Source organism: Citrobacter sp. RHBSTW-00671 (assembly GCF_014103415.1).
Classification (GTDB): Bacteria; Pseudomonadota; Gammaproteobacteria; order Enterobacterales; family Enterobacteriaceae; genus Citrobacter.
Window position 1 is genome coordinate 2,141,889 of record NZ_JABXPR010000001.1, and the last position, 19,439, is coordinate 2,161,327.

The 19,439-nt window shown below is 51.6% G+C and carries 17 protein-coding genes; 11 read left to right on the top strand and 6 right to left on the bottom strand.

Translation table 11 applies throughout. The features are described from left to right. Positions 1-23: 23 nt before the first annotated feature. Positions 24-659, bottom strand: a complete 636-nt coding sequence (yfcG, locus tag HV261_RS10160) for a GSH-dependent disulfide bond oxidoreductase (protein WP_048211061.1) — start codon at positions 657-659, stop codon at positions 24-26. 134 nt (positions 660-793) lie between these two features. On the opposite strand from yfcG, the gene yfcF reads away from it, so the two are divergent. From yfcF to yfcD, 3 genes are read left to right on the top strand one after another with little or no spacing between them, the layout of a single operon-like run. Then, positions 794-1,438, top strand: coding sequence for a glutathione transferase (gene yfcF / locus HV261_RS10165; RefSeq protein WP_137384167.1), 645 nt, complete (start codon positions 794-796; stop codon positions 1,436-1,438). A 55-nt stretch (positions 1,439-1,493) separates the two neighbouring features. Next, positions 1,494-2,045 (top strand): phosphodiesterase, encoded by a 552-nt coding sequence (gene yfcE / locus HV261_RS10170; RefSeq protein ID WP_202038188.1) that lies wholly within the window; start codon positions 1,494-1,496, stop codon positions 2,043-2,045. Between the two features lie 56 nt (positions 2,046-2,101). Continuing rightward, positions 2,102-2,656 carry an NUDIX hydrolase YfcD gene (gene yfcD / locus HV261_RS10175; protein WP_048211064.1) on the top strand — a complete coding sequence of 185 codons (555 nt, stop codon included), beginning with the start codon at positions 2,102-2,104 and terminating at the stop codon, positions 2,654-2,656. 85 nt (positions 2,657-2,741) lie between these two features. On the opposite strand, the gene yfcC is transcribed toward yfcD, so the two are convergent. The 3 genes from yfcC to ackA all read right to left on the bottom strand — a co-directional run bounded on the left by yfcC (position 2,742) and on the right by ackA (position 7,899). Further along, the gene (yfcC, locus tag HV261_RS10180) at positions 2,742-4,262 is read right to left on the bottom strand and encodes a putative basic amino acid antiporter YfcC (protein WP_202038189.1); all 1,521 of its coding nucleotides are present in this window, start codon (positions 4,260-4,262) and stop codon (positions 2,742-2,744) included. Between the two features lie 216 nt (positions 4,263-4,478). Next, entirely contained in the window at positions 4,479-6,620 is a 2,142-nt protein-coding gene (pta, locus tag HV261_RS10185; protein WP_137384163.1) for a phosphate acetyltransferase, read from the bottom strand. A 76-nt stretch (positions 6,621-6,696) separates the two neighbouring features. Next, positions 6,697-7,899: an acetate kinase gene (gene ackA / locus HV261_RS10190; protein ID WP_006683648.1), complete on the bottom strand. Its 1,203-nt coding sequence runs from the start codon at positions 7,897-7,899 to the stop codon at positions 6,697-6,699. A 339-nt stretch (positions 7,900-8,238) separates the two neighbouring features. On the opposite strand from ackA, the gene yfbV reads away from it, so the two are divergent. The 4 genes from yfbV (at position 8,239) to HV261_RS10210 (ending at position 11,852) form a co-directional block, all read left to right on the top strand. Next, positions 8,239-8,694, top strand: a complete 456-nt coding sequence (gene yfbV / locus HV261_RS10195; RefSeq protein WP_003028087.1) for a terminus macrodomain insulation protein YfbV — start codon at positions 8,239-8,241, stop codon at positions 8,692-8,694. 83 nt (positions 8,695-8,777) lie between these two features. After that, on the top strand, positions 8,778-9,272 hold the full coding sequence (locus HV261_RS10200) for a YfbU family protein (protein WP_003028086.1): 495 nt from the start codon (positions 8,778-8,780) through the stop codon (positions 9,270-9,272). Beyond that, positions 9,265-9,942, top strand: coding sequence for a sugar phosphatase (locus tag HV261_RS10205; RefSeq protein ID WP_202039681.1), 678 nt, complete (start codon positions 9,265-9,267; stop codon positions 9,940-9,942). The genes HV261_RS10200 and HV261_RS10205 overlap by 8 nt, the downstream gene beginning before the upstream one ends. Before the next feature lie 77 nt (positions 9,943-10,019). Then, positions 10,020-11,852 (top strand): SLC13 family permease, encoded by a 1,833-nt coding sequence (locus HV261_RS10210; protein ID WP_202038190.1) that lies wholly within the window; start codon positions 10,020-10,022, stop codon positions 11,850-11,852. Between the two features lie 61 nt (positions 11,853-11,913). Here HV261_RS10210 and yfbR read toward each other — a convergent pair whose 3' ends face one another. Together yfbR and alaA are read right to left on the bottom strand one after the other, a co-directional pair. Further along, complete coding sequence (gene yfbR / locus HV261_RS10215; RefSeq protein WP_137384161.1) at positions 11,914-12,513, bottom strand: 5'-deoxynucleotidase; 600 nt, start codon at positions 12,511-12,513, stop codon at positions 11,914-11,916. Positions 12,514-12,596: 83 nt separating this feature from the next. Continuing rightward, entirely contained in the window at positions 12,597-13,814 is a 1,218-nt protein-coding gene (gene alaA, locus HV261_RS10220) for an alanine transaminase AlaA (RefSeq protein WP_005129483.1), read from the bottom strand. A 925-nt stretch (positions 13,815-14,739) separates the two neighbouring features. Between alaA and lrhA the strand changes: the two genes are divergently transcribed. From lrhA to nuoC, 4 genes are all read left to right on the top strand, one after another. Beyond that, positions 14,740-15,678, top strand: coding sequence for a transcriptional regulator LrhA (gene lrhA / locus HV261_RS10225; RefSeq protein WP_005129482.1), 939 nt, complete (start codon positions 14,740-14,742; stop codon positions 15,676-15,678). Between the two features lie 626 nt (positions 15,679-16,304). Continuing rightward, the gene (gene nuoA, locus HV261_RS10230; protein ID WP_040230134.1) at positions 16,305-16,748 is read left to right on the top strand and encodes an NADH-quinone oxidoreductase subunit NuoA; all 444 of its coding nucleotides are present in this window, start codon (positions 16,305-16,307) and stop codon (positions 16,746-16,748) included. Between the two features lie 15 nt (positions 16,749-16,763). After that, a complete protein-coding gene (gene nuoB, locus HV261_RS10235) occupies positions 16,764-17,426 on the top strand; it encodes an NADH-quinone oxidoreductase subunit NuoB (protein ID WP_003028075.1) in 663 nt (220 codons plus the stop codon). Positions 17,427-17,636: 210 nt separating this feature from the next. Further along, positions 17,637-19,439 (top strand): NADH-quinone oxidoreductase subunit C/D, encoded by a 1,803-nt coding sequence (nuoC, locus tag HV261_RS10240; RefSeq protein WP_202038191.1) that lies wholly within the window; start codon positions 17,637-17,639, stop codon positions 19,437-19,439.

A 19,439-nucleotide genomic window follows, 5' to 3' on the forward strand; every position in this document is an offset into this window, starting at 1 on the left:
TGATACACGAGAACCGAATCGCGTTAACTTTTCTCGCTCTGCGCTTGCTGCATCGCCCGTTCTGTTGCGGGACGAGTACGGATTCGTTCGTACCAGTTATTGACCGCCGGATAGTTGTCGAGGTCGATACGCTGGCGCTGGTGGAGATTAATCCACGGCCAGCAGGCAATGTCGGCAATGCTGTAATGATCGCCACCCAGCCAGGGTGATATTTCCAGACGTTTATTCATGACGTTGTACAGTCGCTGGGTTTCTACCTGATACCGTTCAATAGCGTAGGGGATAGTTTGCGGTGCGAAGTGGCTGAAGTGATGATTTTGTCCCAGCATTGGCCCCAGTCCGCTAACCTGCCAGAAGAGCCACTGCAGCGTGGTGTGGCGCTCGCGTAATTCACCGCTGAGTAGCTTACCGCTCTTTTCCGCCAGGTAGAGTAAAATCTCACCAGACTCAAACAGGCTAATGGGTTTTCCACCATCCTCCGGGGCGCAGTCGATGATGGCCGGAATTTTATTATTTGGTGAAATCAGCAAAAAGTCAGGGCGGAACTGGCTGCCTCTGCTGATATCTACATGAATCAGCCGGTATTTTAACTGTGCCTCTTCGAGAAACAGTGTGATTTTGTGCCCGTTTGGCGATGGCGTGTAGTAGAGGTCGATCATTTTCAGCGTCCGTTTTGTCATGAACCGGGTCACTACAAGTATAGAAGCTGCTGACGTGCGTGAGTTTTCATCAAGTGACAGCGAGAGAAAGACTCTATATTTTGAAAGCAAGCCAATACACGTCAGAGGACATTATGAGCAAACCTGCAATTACGCTGTGGTCAGATGCCAACTTTTTCTCCCCTTATGTGCTGTCTGTTTATGTCGCTCTGCAAGAGAAAGGGCTGCCTTTTACGCTGAAAACCGTTGACCTCAATAGCGGTGAACACTTGCAACCTTCATGGCAAGGGTATGCGCTGACGCGGCGCGTACCGGTTCTGGACATTGACGGTTTTGAACTGAGTGAATCCTCGGCGATTGCCGAATTCCTGGAAGAGCGTTTCGCGCCGCCGCAATGGGAGCGCATTTATCCGCACGATCTACAAAAACGAGCTCGCGCCCGCCAGGTTCAGGCCTGGCTCCGCAGCGATCTGATGCCTGTCCGGGAAGAGCGTTCGACGGATGTGGTTTTTGGTGGCGTGAAGAAAGGTCCGTTGACGGAAGCTGGCAGGGCCAGTGCGGAAAAATTGTTTGCTACGGCGGGCAGTTTACTGGCGCACGGTAAGCAGAATTTGTTTGGTGAATGGTGTATTGCAGACAGCGATTTAGCGCTAATGCTTAATCGACTGGTTCTGAATGGCGATGATGTACCAGAACAGCTCGCGGAGTATGCCACCTTCCAGTGGCAGCGCGCTTCGGTACAACGTTTTATCGCGCTTTCAGCGAAGCGTTCCTGCTGAAAGTAGGGGCGTAATCCAGTATCATTGAAAGGTGTTTTTCAACGAGGGGTGAGTGATGAAACTGATGTTCGCATCGGACATTCATGGTTCGTTGCCGGCTACGGAATGCGTACTTGAACGGTTTGCCCAAAGCGGTGCGCAATGGCTGGTGATACTGGGCGATGTATTGAACCATGGGCCGCGTAATGCGCTGCCAGAGGGCTACGCGCCAGCGCAGGTCGCCGAGCGTTTGAATGAGCAGGCGTCGCGGATAATTGCGGTGCGTGGGAATTGCGACAGCGAAGTGGATCAGATGCTCCTGCATTTTCCAATAACCGCGCCGTGGCAGCAAATTCTGACTGACAGCCAGCGACTCTTTCTGACGCACGGACATCTTTTTGGTCCGGATAACTTACCACCGCTCAACGCCGGCGATGTGCTGGTTTATGGGCACACGCATCTGCCGGTGGCAGAGCGACGTGGGGATATCTACCAGTTTAACCCAGGTTCGGTAAGTATCCCGAAAGGGGGATTTACGGCAAGCTACGGGATTCTGGATGATAATGTTCTCAGCGTGATGGCACTCAATGATCAAAGTATTATTGCGCAGATCGAGATTAATCCGTAAGTTACCCCACAAACGTAAACGCGCCGTAAGAGCGCTAGAAAAAAGAAGGTTTCCTGATGGTGGAACAGCGTCGTTTGGCAAGTACTGAATGGGTGGATATTGTGAATGAAGACAATGAAGTCATCGCACAATCCAGCCGGGAACAAATGCGGGCACAATGCTTGCGCCACCGTGCAACGTATATCGTTGTACACGATGGTATGGGTAAAATTCTGGTTCAACGTCGCACTGAGACAAAGGACTTTATGCCCGGTATGCTGGATGCTACCGCGGGGGGAGTTGTGCAGGCTGATGAACAGCTTCTGGACTCCGCGCGTCGTGAAGCGGAAGAAGAATTGGGCATTGCCGGCGTCCCATTTGCCGAGCACGGTCAGTTTTATTTTGAAGACCAGAACTGTCGCGTCTGGGGCGGGCTGTTTAGCTGCGTGTCTCACGGACCGTTTGCGCTGCAGGAAGAAGAGATTAGTGAAGTGTGCTGGCTGACGCCGGAAGAAATTACCGCGCGCTGTGATGAATTTACACCGGACTCACTGAAAGCACTGGCGCTGTGGATGACACGCAATGCCAAGAATGAAAGTGCGAAAGCCGAAAAACACGAAGAAGCTGAGTAAACTGAGCGCCGCCGATCCTGGATGACGGATCGGGACTCGTTGCAGGCCGGATAAGCCGCTGATGCGCATTATCCGGCCTTGTTGTTTAATGGTAGCCCATCAGTTGCGCACCAATGACCACTACGCTGGACATAATAAACAGCAGACCCAGCAGCGTGGCGCCCACTTTCAACCAGTTGCGGAAGTCCACCCGACACACCCCTAATGTCGCCATCAGCGATGCAGAGGTTGGGTAGATAATATGACTGAAGCCGTCACCAAACTGAAAGGCCAACACGGTGACCTGGCGGTTGACCCCTACCAGATCGCCCAGTGGTGCCAGTAGCGGCATAGTCAGTGCTGCCTGACCCGATCCGGACGTGACAAAGAAGTTAAACACAGCCTGGAAAAGCAGCATAAACCAGGCCGCAATCGCGTTGTCCAGGCCACTGATACCGCTGGCGATACTGTGCAGTAGGGTATTTAACACACTGGCATCACCCGCTTCGCCATTACCAACCAGCAGCAATATTCCCTTGGCAAAGCCGACCAACAGGGCAGGCGCGATCATCATTCGCGCACCCTCAGTAAACGAGGAGGCCATGATATTGACCGTCATACCGTTGAGTCGAAAAACAACACCGATAATGCCAATCACCAGCCCCATGGTGAAAAACTGACTGGCAATTTCAGGAATGAACCACGCGTTGACGATAACGCCCCAGACCACCCAAATCATCACTGCGGTCAACACGATCAGGACCAGCCAGTCACCCAGTGTGAAACGTCGCTCGACGACCTCGTCCTGCTGCTCACGGAAGAAACGGTCCGATTCATGCACCCGGGACAGCAGAGGGTTTTTCTTAATGCGTGCCGCGTAGGCCAGCGTGAACGTCAGGCCGATCATCGTCGCTACAACCCACACGACGATGCGCAGACCCGAACCCGAGAGTACAGGGACACCCGCAATACCCTGTGCGACAACCACACAGAATGGGTTCATCCATGAGCTGGCAAAGCCAATTTGGGTGGCGATATAGGTCACCAGAACGGTGGTGATACTGTCGTAACCTAACCGCACCATAAGCGGTGCAATGATAATGGCGAAGGCGACCGCTTCTTCCCCCATCCCAAAGACGGCACCGCCTAACGAGAAGAGAATAAACAGTACCGGGATAAACAGGACCTCATTACCCCGGGTATGACGGATCAGCGCCAGGATGCCGTTATCGATGGTTCCTGTGCGCATTACGATACCGAATGCACCACCAATCACCAGCATAAACATAATGATGCCAACGGCGGTGCCAAATTTTGAACCGGAGGTTAACCCTTCAAACGGAAAATTCATCAGACCAGGGCTTTCATCGCCGGTGGTGAAGAACTTAACCCGGTGATATTGCTCTTCACCCGCATCGTTGGTCAGAATACGAAAAGAGTGGGGATCGACCACTTTACGCGTTTTGGTTTGTCCATCAACCTGGTACTGCACTTCCTGGCTGTCGAACATTCCGACGGGAACGACCCAGGTTGCCAGACTGGTTAAAATGGCGACGAAAAAAATAATCACCAGCGTGTCGGGCATGGCCCATTTTTTCGCGGGTTGTGATTCTGTTACTGCAGACATAAAGGACTATCCCTGTTGCAAAGCAAAGAGGCTAAGTATGCAAACGGGAGAATAGTTATTCATTGATGCAGCGCATCTAAGCAAATGTTTCAGAATTTGTTAATGAACGGGACAGGCATAAAAAAACCGGAAATATCAGCTATTTCCGGTTTCAAGAATCACGCTATGTCGGTCGCAACGGATGCGTTCAGGTCACCATCCGGCGTACACAGCAGATTACTGCTGCTGGGAAGACTGGATCGCGGTCAGAGCGATGGTGTAGACGATATCGTCTACCAGCGCGCCACGAGACAGGTCGTTCACCGGCTTACGCATACCCTGCAGCATCGGCCCGATGGAGATCAGGTCAGCAGAACGTTGTACCGCTTTGTAGGTGGTGTTACCGGTGTTCAGATCCGGGAAGATGAACACGGTAGCTCGACCTGCAACCGGAGAGTTCGGCGCTTTGGATTTTGCTACATCAGCCATAACAGCCGCATCGTACTGCAGCGGACCGTCGATCATCAGGTCAGGACGTTTTTCCTGCGCCAGACGCGTAGCTTCACGTACTTTCTCTACGTCGCTACCTGCACCAGAGGTACCGGTGGAGTAGGAGAGCATTGCAACGCGTGGTTCGATGCCGAAGGCAATCGCGGAATCAGCAGACTGAATCGCGATTTCTGCCAGCTGTTCTGCGGTCGGATCCGGGTTGATCGCGCAGTCGCCGTAAACATAAACCTGATCCGGCAGCAGCATGAAGAACACCGAAGACACCAGAGAGCTACCCGGCGCAGTTTTAATCAGCTGCAGCGGTGGGCGAATGGTGTTTGCCGTGGTGTGCACGGCACCGGAAACCAGACCGTCAACATCGTCTTGTTCCAGCATCAGAGTACCGAGAACCACGTTGTCTTCCAGCTGTTCGCGGGCAACGGTTTCGGTCATACCTTTGTTTTTACGCAGTTCGACCAGGCGAGCAACGTAGCTTTCGCGAACCACATCCGGGTCAACGATTTCTACGCCAGCACCCAGTTCAACGCCCTGAGACGCGGCAACACGGGTGATCTCATCCGGGTTACCCAGCAGTACGCAGGTTGCGATACCGCGTTCAGCACAGATAGCCGCTGCTTTAACGGTACGCGGTTCGTCGCCTTCTGGCAGAACAACACGTTTACCGGCTTTACGCGCCAGTTCAGTCAGCTGATAGCGGAACGCTGGCGGAGACAGACGACGGCTACGCTCAGAGGTCGCAGTCAGGGATTCAATCCAGTCAGCGTTGATATAGTTTGCAACGTATTCCTGAACTTTCTCGATGCGCTCGTGATCGTCAACCGGCACTTCCAGGTTGAAGCTCTGCAGGCTCAGAGAGGTCTGCCAGGTGTTGGTGTTGACCATGAAGACTGGCAGGCCAGTTTCGAATGCACGTTCGCACAGTTTGTTGATGCGCGCGTCCATTTCGTAGCCGCCGGTCAGCAGCAGGGCGCCGATTTCTACGCCGTTCATTGCCGCCAGGCATGCTGCAACCAGCACGTCAGGACGATCGGCGGAAGTTACCAGCAGGGAACCTGCGCGGAAGTGTTCCAGCATGTGCGGGATGCTGCGTGCGCAGAACGTTACAGACTTCACGCGGCGGGTATTGATATCGCCTTCGTTAACGATAGTAGCGTTCAGGTGACGCGCCATATCGATTGCACGAGTAGCGATCAGATCGAAGCTCCACGGCACCGCGCCCAGTACTGGCAGCGGGCTGGATTCTTGCAGTTTAGCCGGATCAACTTTGATCACTTTCGCTTTGGAAGAGTCGTCGAAAATCTCGGACAGATCCGGGCGGGTACGGCCCTGCTCATCAACCGGTGCGTTCAGTTTGTTAACGATAACGCCGGTGATGTTGGTGTTTTTCGCGCCGCCGAAGCTGCTGCGAGTCAGTTCAATACGCTCGTTCAGCTGTTCCGGAGTATCGGTGCCCTGAGACATCACGAAGACGATTTCCGCGTTCAGCGTTTTCGCGATTTCGTAGTTCAGAGACTGGGCGAACTGATGTTTACGGGTTGGGACCAGGCCTTCAACCAGTACAACTTCAGCGTCTTTGGTGTTCGCGTGGTAGTTCGCGATGATCTCTTCCATCAGCACATCTTTCTGATTGCTGGACAGCAGAGATTCAACGTGGCTCATCTTCAGCGGCTCAGCAGCTGGCAGAGAAGAGTTAGCACGCACGATGCTGGTAGTCTGGTCTGGCGCATCGCCACCGGCACGAGGTTGAGCGATTGGCTTAAAGACGCTCAGACGAACGCCTTTGCGTTCCATAGCACGGATCACGCCAAGGCTGACGCTGGTCAGGCCGACGCTGGTTCCGGTAGGGATCAGCATAATAATACGGGACACGGTTTATCCTCTTTCGTTACCGCCGATATACGGCGGGTTACAAAACAGCACCGCCAGCTAGGCTGGCGGTGTGAAATCAGGCAGTCAGACGGCTCGCGTCTTGCGCGATAACCAGTTCTTCGTTGGTTGGGATAACCACCGCAGGACGGGTACCTTCTTTGTTGATGAAACCAGATTTGCCGAAACGTGCGGCCAGGTTACGTTCGTGGTCAACTTCGAAGCCCAGAACGCCCAGTTTGCCCAGAGACAGTTCACGAACCATCGCTGCGTTTTCACCAATGCCACCGGTGAAGACAACCGCATCCAGACGACCATCCATCAGCGCGGTGTAGGAACCGATGTATTTCGCCAGACGGTGGCAGTAAACGTCCATTGCACGTTTAGCGTCTTCTTTGGTGGTGTAGTTGTCTTCAACATAACGGCAGTCGCTGGTGACTTCGGTCAGACCCAGCAGGCCAGACTCTTTGGTCAGCATTTTGTTGATCTGGTCAACGCTCATGCCCAGGGTGTCGTGCAGGTGGAAGATAATCGCCGGGTCGATGTCACCGGAACGCGTACCCATCACCAGACCTTCCAGCGGGGTCAGACCCATGGAGGTATCAACACATTTACCATTACGGATTGCAGAAACAGAACCGCCGTTGCCCAGGTGGCAAGTGATGATGTTCAGTTCATCAACCGGTTTGTTCAGCATTTTTGCCGCTTCCTGAGTCACGAAGAAGTGGCTGGTACCGTGCGCGCCGTAACGACGAACGCCATGCTCTTTGTACAGGCTGTACGGCAGAGCGTAGAGGTAAGATTCTTCCGGCATAGTCTGATGGAACGCGGTGTCGAACACAGCCACGTTTTTGTCTTTCAGGCTTGGGAAGGATTTCAGCGCTTCTGCGATACCGATCAGGTGAGCCGGGTTGTGCAGCGGTGCGAAAGAGGCGGAATCTTTGATGCCCTGGATAACGGAATCGTCAATAACCACGGAGCTGGTATACTTCTCGCCGCCGTGTACGATACGGTGACCAATTGCAGTCAATTGCGCGGACAATTCTGGTTTTTGTGCCAGAATAGTGTTAACGATAAAGTTCAGCGCTTCACTGTGAGCGGCGCCTGCACCTAAAGCCGCTTCTTGTTTACCGCCGTCCATTTTCCACTTGATACGTGCTTCTGGGAGATGGAAACATTCGGCTAAACCAGAGAGGTATTCTTCACCGTTTACTGCATCGATGATGGCAAATTTCAGTGAGGAGCTACCGCAGTTCAGAACCAGTACTAACTTACTCGACATGGAAGTACCTATTTATGATACGTGGCTAAAAAAACGTCAGGGAGTCATAGAGCGTAGCGCATGATGACACCGACGTTTATGATTAACATCATGCGCCAGGGTCTTTTTGGGCACGATGGAATAAATACCTTTGAGTCTATGCCATTTTGCGTATTTTTCAGCCAATGGCATACTGTATGCCAATTTGACGACTCAATGATTTTGGACTAAAGGCCTTACAGGCCGGCACAGGATACCTGAATGTGGGTATCAAAGACAAAATGTTTTGAACGATGTCCTTTGTAGTTGTTGTTTTACACAAATTTTTTAATTTTTATATGTGAAGTTGAGGTAACCGCCATGTCGACACCGGATAATCGCTCCGTCAATTTTTTTAGCTTGTTTCGCCGGGGACAGCACTACGCAAAGACGTGGCCAATGGAAAAGCGCCTGGCGCCTGTGTTTGTTGAGAACCGCGTGATCCGCATGACGCGTTACGCGATCCGTTTTATGCCGCCTATCGCCGTCTTCACCTTATGCTGGCAAATTGCGTTAGGTGGTCAGTTGGGGCCGGCTGTGGCAACGGCGCTGTTTGCGCTGAGCCTGCCAATGCAGGGCATGTGGTGGTTGGGTAAACGTTCCGTTACGCCGCTGCCGCCTTCGATTCTCAACTGGTTCTACGAAGTTCGGGGAAAATTACAAGAAGCCGGGCAGGCGTTATCGCCGGTTGAAGGGAAGCCGGATTACCAGGCGCTGGCTGACACGCTTAAGCGCGCCTTCAAACAACTGGATAAAACTTTCCTCGATGATTTGTAATTGACCCCTGATTACGCATATAAAAGAAGGCACAAGTTGCCTTCTTTTTTTTCATCGCAGTAGTAGTGATACAGGAGTCCCAAATGGAAATGACCAACGCTCAACGTCTTATTTTGTCGAACCAGTACAAAATGATGACCATGCTCGATCCGACCAACGCCGAGCGTTATCGTCGTTTACAGACGATTATTGAACGCGGTTACGGCTTGCAGATGCGCGAGCTGGATCGTGAGTTTGGTGAGTTGACGGAAGAAACCTGTCGTACGATTATCGATATTATGGAGATGTATCACGCATTACACGTGTCCTGGACTAACCTTAAAGATGCACAGGCTATTGATGAACGCCGCGTGACGTTCCTTGGCTTTGATGCCGCAACGGAAGCCCGTTTCCTCGGGTATGTTCGTTTTATGGTGAACGTGGAAGGCCGTTATACCCATTTTGATGCCGGTACACATGGCTTCAACGCTCAGACTCCAATGTGGGAAAAATATCAGCGCATGCTGAATGTCTGGCACTCCTGCCCACGTCAGTATCACCTGAGCGCGAATGAAATTAACCAAATCATTAATGCCTGAGGGGGCGAGCGTGCAGTGCAAAGGCTTTCTGTTTGATCTGGATGGGACACTGGTCGATTCCTTACCCGCAGTAGAACGTGCGTGGTGTAACTGGGCCGATCGTTTTGGTCTCAATCATGACGAGGTACTCGGTTTTATTCACGGCAAGCAGGCAATTACCTCCTTGCGGCACTTTATGCCTGGCAAGTCAGACGCGGAGATCGCGGCGGAATTCACCCGTCTGGAGCATATCGAAGCGACTGAAACGGATGGAATCACCGCGCAACCAGGGGCGATTGAGTTACTCAATCACCTGAATAAAGCGGGTATCCCTTGGGCGATTGTGACCTCGGGGTCAATGCCGGTCGCACGGGCACGCCATCGTGTTGCTGGTCTTCCCGCGCCTGAAGTGTTTGTCACTGCTGAGCGGGTTAAAAGGGGCAAACCCGAGCCCGATGCATATCTGTTAGGCGCTCAACTGCTAGGTCTGGCACCGCAGGAGTGTACCGTGGTTGAAGATGCGCCCGCTGGGGTGCTCTCTGGCCTGGCTGCCGGATGTCATGTGATCGCGGTCAACGCGCCGTCAGACACGCCGCGTCTGGATGAGGTCGACTTTTCGTTGACCAGCCTGGAACAGATTTCCGTGACCAAGCAACCCAACGGAAATGTGGTTGTGGTAAGAAATACCTGATCGTGATTTAGCCCCAGACTGTTGGGGCTTTTTTATGGCAAACTCAATCCATCCCTCTCATTTAACAAGGATATGTTGTGAACGGTGAATTGATATGGGTTCTCTCATTGTTGGCGATTGCCGTCGTTTTGTTTGCTACTGGCAGAGTGCGTATGGATGCCGTTGCTCTGTTGGTCATCATTGCCTTTGTTCTGAGTGGAACACTGAGCATTTCAGAGGCTTTTTCGGGTTTTAGCGATCCTAACGTTATTTTGATTGCGGCCTTATTTATCATTGGGGACGGCCTGGTGCGTACCGGGGTGGCAACGGTGATGGGGGCCTGGCTGGTGAAGGTGGCCGGCAGTAGTGAAGTCAAAATGCTGGTTTTGCTGATGATCACCGTCGCCGGGCTCGGTGCCTTTATGAGTTCCACTGGCGTAGTCGCGATTTTTATTCCTGTTGTTTTAAGCGTATCTATGCGCATGCAAACCTCTCCCTCACGCCTGATGATGCCGCTTAGCTTCGCGGGGCTTATCAGCGGCATGATGACGCTGGTGGCGACACCACCGAACCTGGTCGTCAACAGTGAGTTACTGCGCGAGGGACTTAACGGCTTCAGTTTTTTCAGCGTGACTCCGTTGGGGCTGGTTGTTCTGGTGCTCGGCATCATTTACATGCTGCTGATGCGTTTTATGCTGAAGGGCGATGATGCCGGGCAGCAGGGGGATGGCTGGAAACGCCGGACCTTTCGCGATCTTATCAAAGAGTATCGTCTGACGGGGCGCGCCCGCCGCCTGGCTATTCGTCCCGGCTCGCCGATGATTGGCCAGCGTCTTGACGACCTGAAGCTGCGTGAGCGCTACGGGGCGAACGTGATTGGTGTTGAGCGCTGGCGTCGCTTTCGGCGCGTGATTGTGGACGTTAATGGGGTCTCTGAGTTCCGTGCCCGCGACGTTTTGCTCATTGATATGTCCGCCGCTGATGTCGATCTGCGCGAATTCTGCAGTGAACAATTGCTGGAGCCGATGGTGTTGCGCGGCGAGTATTTTTCCGAACAGGCGCTCGATGTGGGGATGGCTGAGATTTCGTTGATCCCGGAATCAGAATTAATCGGTAAAACGGTACGGGAAATCGCGTTTCGTACGCGTTACGGCCTGAACGTCGTCGGGGTGAAGCGTGATGGTACGGCGATGGACGGCGCGGTGGTGGATGAACCGTTGCTGATGGGTGATATCATTCTGGTCGTGGGTAACTGGAAACTTATCACCGCGCTTGGGAAAAAAGGCCGCGACTTTGTGGTGTTGAACATGCCGGTTGAAGTCAGTGAAGCGTCTCCGGCACACAGCCAGGCACCGCACGCGATTTTCTGCCTGGTTCTGATGGTTGCGTTAATGCTGACGGATGAAATCCCCAATACGGTGGCCGCCATTATCGCCTGCCTGCTAATGGGGAAATTCCGGTGTATTGATGCGGAGAGCGCCTATAAGGCTATCCACTGGCCAAGTATTATCTTGATCGTCGGGATGATGCCTTTCGCGCTGGCTTTACAAAAAACCGGCGGTGTCGATCTGGTGGTAAAAGGACTCATGGACGTCGGTGGGGGATATGGCCCGTACATGATGTTGGGTTGTCTGTTTGTCCTGTGTGCGACCATTGGCTTATTTATCTCGAATACCGCAACAGCAGTGCTGATGGCGCCGATTGCGCTGGCGGCGGCAAAGTCGATGGGCGTTTCGCCGTATCCTTTTGCGATGGTGATTGCAATGGCGGCATCCGCGGCCTTTATGACGCCAGTCTCATCACCCGTCAACACGCTGGTATTGGGGCCGGGTAACTATAGCTTTAGCGACTTTGTGAAAATTGGGGTGCCATTTACGGTGATCGTGATGGCGGTGTGTGTGGTGATGATCCCGATGCTGTTCCCGTTTTAATTTTTATGCGCCGGATGGCGACGTAAACGTCTTATCCGGCCGACATAACGTCGCCGCAAACTTACAGCGGTGAATCCTGACTGATTTCATCCAGCGACAGATGGAAGCTTGGGACAAAGACCGCTAAAAAATAGTCCATCTCTTCACTACGCCGTGACTCCAGCGTTTTTTCCAGCCGTGTTTTTGCCAGCAGAAACTCGTTGTTACCGGCCGAAAGCTCTTCCAGACATTTCAGATAGGCGCACAGGGCATCGGCCTGCTTCACAATCGATCTCTCTTCATCGCTGCTGGCGTGCTCATCAATTAATGGCGCAAAGATATCGCGTAATTCATCCGGAACCATATCGACCAGCTTCTGCTGGGCAATTTTCTCAATGGCTTTATATTCCTGAGCAATTTGTGAGTTGAAGTATTTTACCGGGGTAGGGAGGTCGCCGGTCAGTACTTCGGAAGCGTCGTGGTACATCGCCAGTAGCGCGATGCGCTCTGCGTTAACCTGACCACCAAATTTCCGGTTCTTAATCGCGGCCAGTGCATGGGCGACCATGGCGACCTGCAGGCTATGTTCGGAGACGTTTTCGGTGCGTACGTTACGCATCAGCGGCCAGCGGTTGATGAGCTTCAGACGGGATAAGTGGGCAAAAAAGTGGCTCTGCTTCATAACGACCCTTACTCTGTGACTTCAGTAACGGTATTTTGCGCAGAGAGTACTACCGGATGCAAACCCGGTAGCACTTTGCATGATTACAGCTGGTGATAACCGGACAGGAAACGCTCAAACTTGCTCAGCGACATTTCAATATCATCAATACGCGGTAGCGTGACGATACGGAAGTGATCCGGCCACGGCCAGTTGAATGCGGTGCCCTGGACCAGCAGGACTTTTTCCTGCAGCAGGAAATCGAGTACCATTTTCTGGTCATCATGAATATTGAAGCGTTTGGCATCAATTTTCGGGAACATATACAGCGCGCCGCGCGGTTTCACACAGGAAACGCCCGGAATATCATTAAGTAATTCCCAGGCCCGGTTGCGCTGTTCATACAAACGTCCGCCTGGCATGATAAATTCGCTGATGCTCTGGTAGCCACCCAGCGCGGTTTGAATGGCGTGTTGCGCCGGGACGTTGGCACACAGGCGCATTGAGGCCAGCATTTCAAGACCTTCAATATACCCTTTGGCATGTTTCTTCGGTCCGTTCAGTACCATCCAGCCCTGGCGGAACCCCGCAACACGGTAAGTTTTTGACAGGCCGTTGAAGGTAATCGTCAGCAGGTCCGGGGCCATTGCCGCAATTGAGTGATGCTCGGCATCATCATAGAGAATTTTGTCATAAATCTCGTCAGCAAAGATAATGAGGTTGTTCTGGCGAGCAATCTCAACAATCTCCATCAGCAACTCTTTGGAATAGACGGCGCCGGTAGGGTTGTTTGGGTTGATGATGACGATCCCACGCGTGCGCGGGGTGATTTTTGCCCGAATATCATCAAGGTCCGGGAACCAGTCTGACGATTCATCACACAGGTAGTGCACGGCATTACCGCCAGAGAGCGATACTGCCGCTGTCCACAGCGGGTAATCAGGTGCAGGAACCAGCATTTCGTCCCCACTGTTCAGCAACGCCTGCATCGCCTGAACGATTAATTCAGAAACGCCGTTACCGATATAAATGTCCTCCACGGTAACATCGCGCATCCCGCGGGCCTGGTAATGCTGCATGATCGCTTTGCGGGCTGAATAAAGACCTTTTGAATCGCAATACCCTTGTGCGGTAGGCAAGTTGCGTATCACATCGACCAGAATTTCATCTGGTGCTTCAAACCCGAATGGCGCAGGGTTGCCGATGTTGAGTTTCAGAACTTTATTGCCTTCTTCTTCCAGGCGCTTTGCTTCCTTCAGAACCGGGCCACGAATGTCATAACAGACATTTTCTAATTTGCTGGATTTTTCAATGGGGGACATGAATCTTGACCTTTTTAGCTGTGAATGCCACTCCCTGCCGTGGAAGTCAGCACAGAACAATGTACTCCCCCGACGGTGAGTTTTGAAGGGTCTTTAGTAGAAGATTTCGAAAGTTGCGAGGTTATAATTAACTGGTAATAACTAAATAATGAATTTAATATAGAATTATAATCTTGATATTTTGTATTTTATGGTTATATATTTTGCGGTGGCGACTTGGATGTGGTGATTTGTTTGGCTGAAAATAGTGGGATGTGCAAAGCGGTGCGCGGTCGGCAGTATCTGCTGTATTGCGCGATTCGAAAATACTGAGGTTTGAGCCTGACAAACTGTTATCGGCCTGATCTGACAACGGCGCGGTGTGAATCTATTGTTAAGTATAATTAATGAATGGTGGCATTCTTAATTAATTATTATTTAATATTTAAACAGGATTTATTGAACGCGTTAATAATACGAAAACCACTAGTCTGAGTTAACACCTTTTTGCTTCGATTAATTCGCGATAACACTTATAAATATAGTGGTTTTAGGTTAAGATAAGTCCCATGAAATGGTACGCAACTTGTGTTTTGCGATAATTCTAATGTTAGTTGAGAGTTTCTAACATACTGAAAAGTTAGTTTTTAATGTGTAAATTAGTGTTCGTTAACTATTTTTTAAATTTACAAAGTTTACATGTTTTCCATTAGTCAGAATCATCCAATAGCTAAAAAGTGACTCTTTCTCGTTGCTATATTCCGATGAGTACCACGGGTATTAAATAGCGCTGAAGAGGAATTGTTTCGTTTGTTAAAGCAAATACATCCTTATTTTCACCCGGTTACACTTGGTGAAACGGCGAGGGAGGTCCATTACAAATGGAGTTGTTTGTTTCTGAATGCACAGCATTAACCCGGTATGACCCGCGAGTAAGTGAAAAATTATGATAAATGCAAATCGTCCGATAATTAACCTCGACCTCGATCTGCTGAGAACCTTCGTTGCTGTTGCCGATCTGAATACCTTCGCGGCTGCGGCAGCTGCGGTATGTCGCACTCAGTCTGCGGTGAGTCAGCAAATGCAACGCCTCGAACAACTAGTGGGGAAAGAGTTGTTCGCGCGCCATGGACGTAACAAACTACTGACCGAGCATGGGATTCAGCTGTTGGGTTACGCCAGAAAAATATTGCGTTTTAATGATGAGGCATGCTCATCATTGATGTTTAACAATCTTCAGGGAGTGTTAACTATTGGCGCTTCTGATGAGTCAGCGGATACCATCCTTCCTTTTCTGCTGAACCGGATAAGTTCGGTTTATCCGAAGCTTGCGCTGGATGTCAGAGTGAAACGTAACGCCTACATGGTGGATATGCTGAAGTCACAAGACGTTGATCTGGTGGTGACAACCAACCGGCCAGGCGATTTTGAGTGTCTGAATCTGCGTACCTCACCGACGCACTGGTATTGTGCGGCCGAGTATATTTTACAAAAAGGTGAACCGGTGCCGCTGGTGCTGCTGGACGATCCGAGTCCGTTCCGCGATATGGTGCTGGCAACGCTGAACGCTGCGCAGATCCCGTGGCGTCTGGCCTATGTTGCTTCAACATTAGCGGCTGTGCGTGCGGCGGTGAAGGCGGGGTTGGGCGTGACTGCCCGTCCAGTAGAAATGATGAGCCCGGATTTACGCGTACTGGGCGCGGCGGACGGATTGCCACCGTTGCCGGAAACAGAGTACTTGCTGTGCTGCGACCCTGCCTCACAAAATGAGCTGGCTCAGGTGATCTTTAAGTCGATGCAGACCTATCAAAATCCGTGGCAATACAACCAGTTTACCCCTGAAGGGGGAGATGATTCGCTGATTGTTGAGGGCGACTTCGAGTGATGTACCATAAATAATCGTTATAAAATGTAAGTGCAAAAAAGAGTCGCTGGTGATGAAAAAACCTCCAGTGGCTCTTTTTTTATGCAAATAATGGTCGGAGATGCCATTTTGTATACCAAAACTTAACAAAATCAGTAGGTAAAAAAGCCACCCACAGATAGTGCAAAAAATAATCACTCGAGGCGCTATTCATTTCCATGTTAAAAAACTAGAGAAATTGTTGCTGTTTTTTATGGTGAATTAACAAAAGCGTGTCACAGATCAAGAAAATACTCCCATTTAGGGGGAGGCATCTGTGCGAATTCCTGTCAAAATAGACGTGTATTATCTTTTTTACTTCACAACGGACACGATTCAACAACATTGAAAATGACTGATGATGCGATCGAAATTAGTCTAAAGAGCACTTTATGTTAATGAAGTTGGAACAGTGTAAAATAATGTGAGGAAACTTTTGTTAAAGTTGACAAAAGGTTATAGAAAGGAGTAAAAAACCCCATCAATTGGCTGTATAAATGATTTTCTACAGTGATTGTAAGGTTTTTTTTATTCCTCCCCATGAATCGATGTGGCGTTCATCTGCCGAAAAGAGCAGAGAATTTGGCGCTACTTTTGATGAGTAAGCAATGAGTATGTCAACATCCACTGAAGTCATCGCTCATCACTGGGCATTCGCTATCTTTCTTATTGTCGCCATTGGCCTGTGCTGCCTGATGCTCGTCGGCGGTTGGTTTTTAGGTGGTCGCGCACGCGCGAGATCTAAAAACGTGCCGTTTGAATCAGGTATCGACTCGGTCGGCACCGCCCGCTTGCGCCTGTCTGCCAAGTTTTATCTGGTAGCCATGTTCTTCGTTATCTTCGACGTTGAAGCGCTGTATCTGTTCGCATGGTCAACTTCTATCCGTGAAAGCGGTTGGATTGGCTTTGTGGAAGCTGCAATTTTTATTTTTGTGTTACTGGCAGGTCTGGTTTATCTGGTGCGTATTGGCGCGCTGGACTGGACGCCCGCGCGTTCACGCCGCGAGCGTATGAACCCGGAAACGAACAGTATCGCTAATCGTCAACGCTAACCGCGAGGCATTAAGATGGATTATACGCTCACCCGCATAGATCCTAACGGTGAGAACGACCGTTACCCCCTGCAAAAACAGGAGATCGTAACCGACCCCCTGGAGCAAGAAGTTAACAAAAACGTGTTTATGGGCAAGCTGCATGACATGGTTAACTGGGGCCGTAAAAACTCAATTTGGCCATACAACTTTGGCCTTTCCTGCTGCTACGTAGAGATGGTGACCTCGTTTACCGCCGTGCATGACGTGGCCCGTTTTGGTGCGGAAGTTCTGCGTGCATCACCGCGTCAGGCTGACCTGATGGTCGTAGCCGGAACCTGCTTTACCAAAATGGCCCCGGTTATTCAGCGCCTCTACGATCAGATGCTGGAACCTAAATGGGTTATTTCCATGGGCGCATGCGCCAACTCCGGCGGTATGTACGATATCTACTCGGTAGTGCAGGGCGTTGATAAATTTATTCCGGTAGATGTGTACATCCCGGGATGCCCGCCGCGTCCAGAAGCGTACATGCAGGCACTGATGCTGCTGCAAGACTCCATTGGCAAAGAACGCCGTCCGCTCTCCTGGGTGGTTGGCGATCAGGGCGTTTATCGCGCCAATATGCAGTCAGAACGCGAGCGTAAACGCGGCGAACGTATTGCTGTAACGAATCTTCGTACACCAGACGAGATTTAATTTGCGCCTGTCGGCAGCAACATTGCGCTTCGTGAACTATTAGACATACACAAAATCATTCAAGGTGTATCAAGGCGGCAACTGAGCGAATCCCCTGGAGCTTACATCAGTAAGTGACTGGGTGAGGGAAGGCAGCCAACACCGAGACAGCTTGAAGGATGAAGTGGATAAACAGCGCGAAGCACTGCCGACTACCACGAACCATTTGCAATGGTGAACAATATGACCGACTTAACCGCGCAAGACGCTGCATGGCAAACACGGGATCACCTCGATGACCCGGTCATTGGCGAACTGCGCAACCGTTTTGGGCCGGATGCCTTTACCGTTCAGGCGACTCGCACCGGGATACCCGTTGTCTGGGTCAAGCGTGAACAGTTACTCGAAGTTGGCGATTTCTTAAAGAGACTGCCGAAACCTTACGTCATGCTGTTTGACTTACATGGCATGGACGAACGTCTGCGTACGCACCGCGAAGGGTTACCCGCCGCGGATTTTTCCGTTTTCTATCACCTGATCTCCATTGAACGCAATCGCGATATCATGCTCAAGGTGGCATTGTCTGAAAACGACCTGCGCGTACCGACTTTCACCAAACTGTTCCCGAACGCCAACTGGTATGAGCGTGAAACCTGGGAAATGTTTGGCATCGATATCGAAGGCCACCCACACCTGACGCGTCTGCTGATGCCGCATACCTGGGAAGGCCATCCGCTGCGTAAAGACTACCCGGCACGCGCCACCGAATTCGATCCGTTTGAGCTGACCAAAGCCAAGCAGGATCTGGAGATGGAAGCGCTGACCTTCAAACCGGAAGACTGGGGCATGAAGCGTAGCACCGAAAATGAGGACTTCATGTTCCTCAACCTCGGTCCTAACCACCCGTCTTCACACGGTGCGTTCCGTATTGTCCTGCAGCTTGATGGCGAAGAAATCGTCGACTGCGTGCCTGACATCGGCTACCACCACCGTGGCGCTGAAAAGATGGGTGAGCGTCAGTCCTGGCACAGCTATATTCCGTACACTGACCGTATCGAGTACCTCGGCGGCTGCGTGAACGAAATGCCATACGTGCTGGCAGTCGAAAAGCTGGCGGGCATTACCGTACCGGATCGCGTGAACGTGATTCGCGTCATGCTCTCTGAACTGTTCCGCATCAACAGCCACCTGCTGTACATCTCCACGTTCATTCAGGACGTTGGCGCAATGACCCCGGTATTCTTCGCCTTTACCGACCGTCAGAAAATCTATGACGTTGTCGAAGCGATCACCGGTTTCCGTATGCACCCGGCCTGGTTCCGTATCGGCGGTGTGGCACACGATCTGCCACGCGGGTGGGACAAACTGCTGCGTGACTTCCTCGACTGGATGCCGAAGCGTCTGGATTCCTACGAGAAAGCTGCACTGCGCAACACCATCCTGAAAGGCCGTTCGCAGGGTGTTGCCGCATACGGCAAAAAAGAAGCGCTGGACTGGGGCTGTACCGGTGCTGCGCTGCGTGCGACGGGTATTGATTTTGACGTGCGTAAATCACGTCCGTACTCAGGTTATGAGAACTTTGACTTTGAAGTTCCGGTTGGCGGCGGTGTGTCCGACTGCTATACCCGCGTGATGCTGAAAGTGGAAGAGCTGCGCCAGAGTCTGCGCATCCTTGAGCAGTGCCTCAATAACATGCCGGAAGGCCCGTTCAAAGCGGATCACCCGCTGACCACGCCGCCGCCGAAAGAGCGCACGCTGCAACATATCGAAACCCTGATCACCCACTTCCTGCAGGTTTCGTGGGGCCCGGTTATGCCGGCGAACGAGTCCTTCCAGATGGTGGAAGCGACCAAGGGTATCAACAGTTACTACCTGACCAGCGATGGCAGCACCATGAGTTACCGTACGCGTATCCGTACCCCGAGCTATGCGCACTTGCAGCAGATCCCGGTAGCAGTACGTGGCAGCCTGGTGTCCGACCTTATCGTCCATCTGGGTAGTATCGATTTTGTTATGTCAGATGTGGACCGCTAA

What these genes read in the sequence shown, in the direction of transcription:
- nuoB (WP_003028075.1), top strand. Translation starts at nt 16,764, where the DNA reads ATGGATTATACGCTCACCCGCATAGATCCTAACGGTGAGAACGACCGT.
- alaA (WP_005129483.1), bottom strand. Translation starts at nt 13,814, where the DNA reads ATGTCCCCCATTGAAAAATCCAGCAAATTAGAAAATGTCTGTTATGAC.
- nuoC (WP_202038191.1), top strand. Translation starts at nt 17,637, where the DNA reads ATGGTGAACAATATGACCGACTTAACCGCGCAAGACGCTGCATGGCAA.
- yfbR (WP_137384161.1), bottom strand. Translation starts at nt 12,513, where the DNA reads ATGAAGCAGAGCCACTTTTTTGCCCACTTATCCCGTCTGAAGCTCATC.
- yfbV (WP_003028087.1), top strand. Translation starts at nt 8,239, where the DNA reads ATGTCGACACCGGATAATCGCTCCGTCAATTTTTTTAGCTTGTTTCGC.
- yfcE (WP_202038188.1), top strand. Translation starts at nt 1,494, where the DNA reads ATGAAACTGATGTTCGCATCGGACATTCATGGTTCGTTGCCGGCTACG.
- yfcG (WP_048211061.1), bottom strand. Translation starts at nt 659, where the DNA reads ATGATCGACCTCTACTACACGCCATCGCCAAACGGGCACAAAATCACA.
- ackA (WP_006683648.1), bottom strand. Translation starts at nt 7,899, where the DNA reads ATGTCGAGTAAGTTAGTACTGGTTCTGAACTGCGGTAGCTCCTCACTG.
- yfcF (WP_137384167.1), top strand. Translation starts at nt 794, where the DNA reads ATGAGCAAACCTGCAATTACGCTGTGGTCAGATGCCAACTTTTTCTCC.
- lrhA (WP_005129482.1), top strand. Translation starts at nt 14,740, where the DNA reads ATGATAAATGCAAATCGTCCGATAATTAACCTCGACCTCGATCTGCTG.
- yfcC (WP_202038189.1), bottom strand. Translation starts at nt 4,262, where the DNA reads ATGTCTGCAGTAACAGAATCACAACCCGCGAAAAAATGGGCCATGCCC.
- HV261_RS10205 (WP_202039681.1), top strand. Translation starts at nt 9,265, where the DNA reads ATGCCTGAGGGGGCGAGCGTGCAGTGCAAAGGCTTTCTGTTTGATCTG.
- yfcD (WP_048211064.1), top strand. Translation starts at nt 2,102, where the DNA reads ATGGTGGAACAGCGTCGTTTGGCAAGTACTGAATGGGTGGATATTGTG.
- HV261_RS10200 (WP_003028086.1), top strand. Translation starts at nt 8,778, where the DNA reads ATGGAAATGACCAACGCTCAACGTCTTATTTTGTCGAACCAGTACAAA.
- nuoA (WP_040230134.1), top strand. Translation starts at nt 16,305, where the DNA reads ATGAGTATGTCAACATCCACTGAAGTCATCGCTCATCACTGGGCATTC.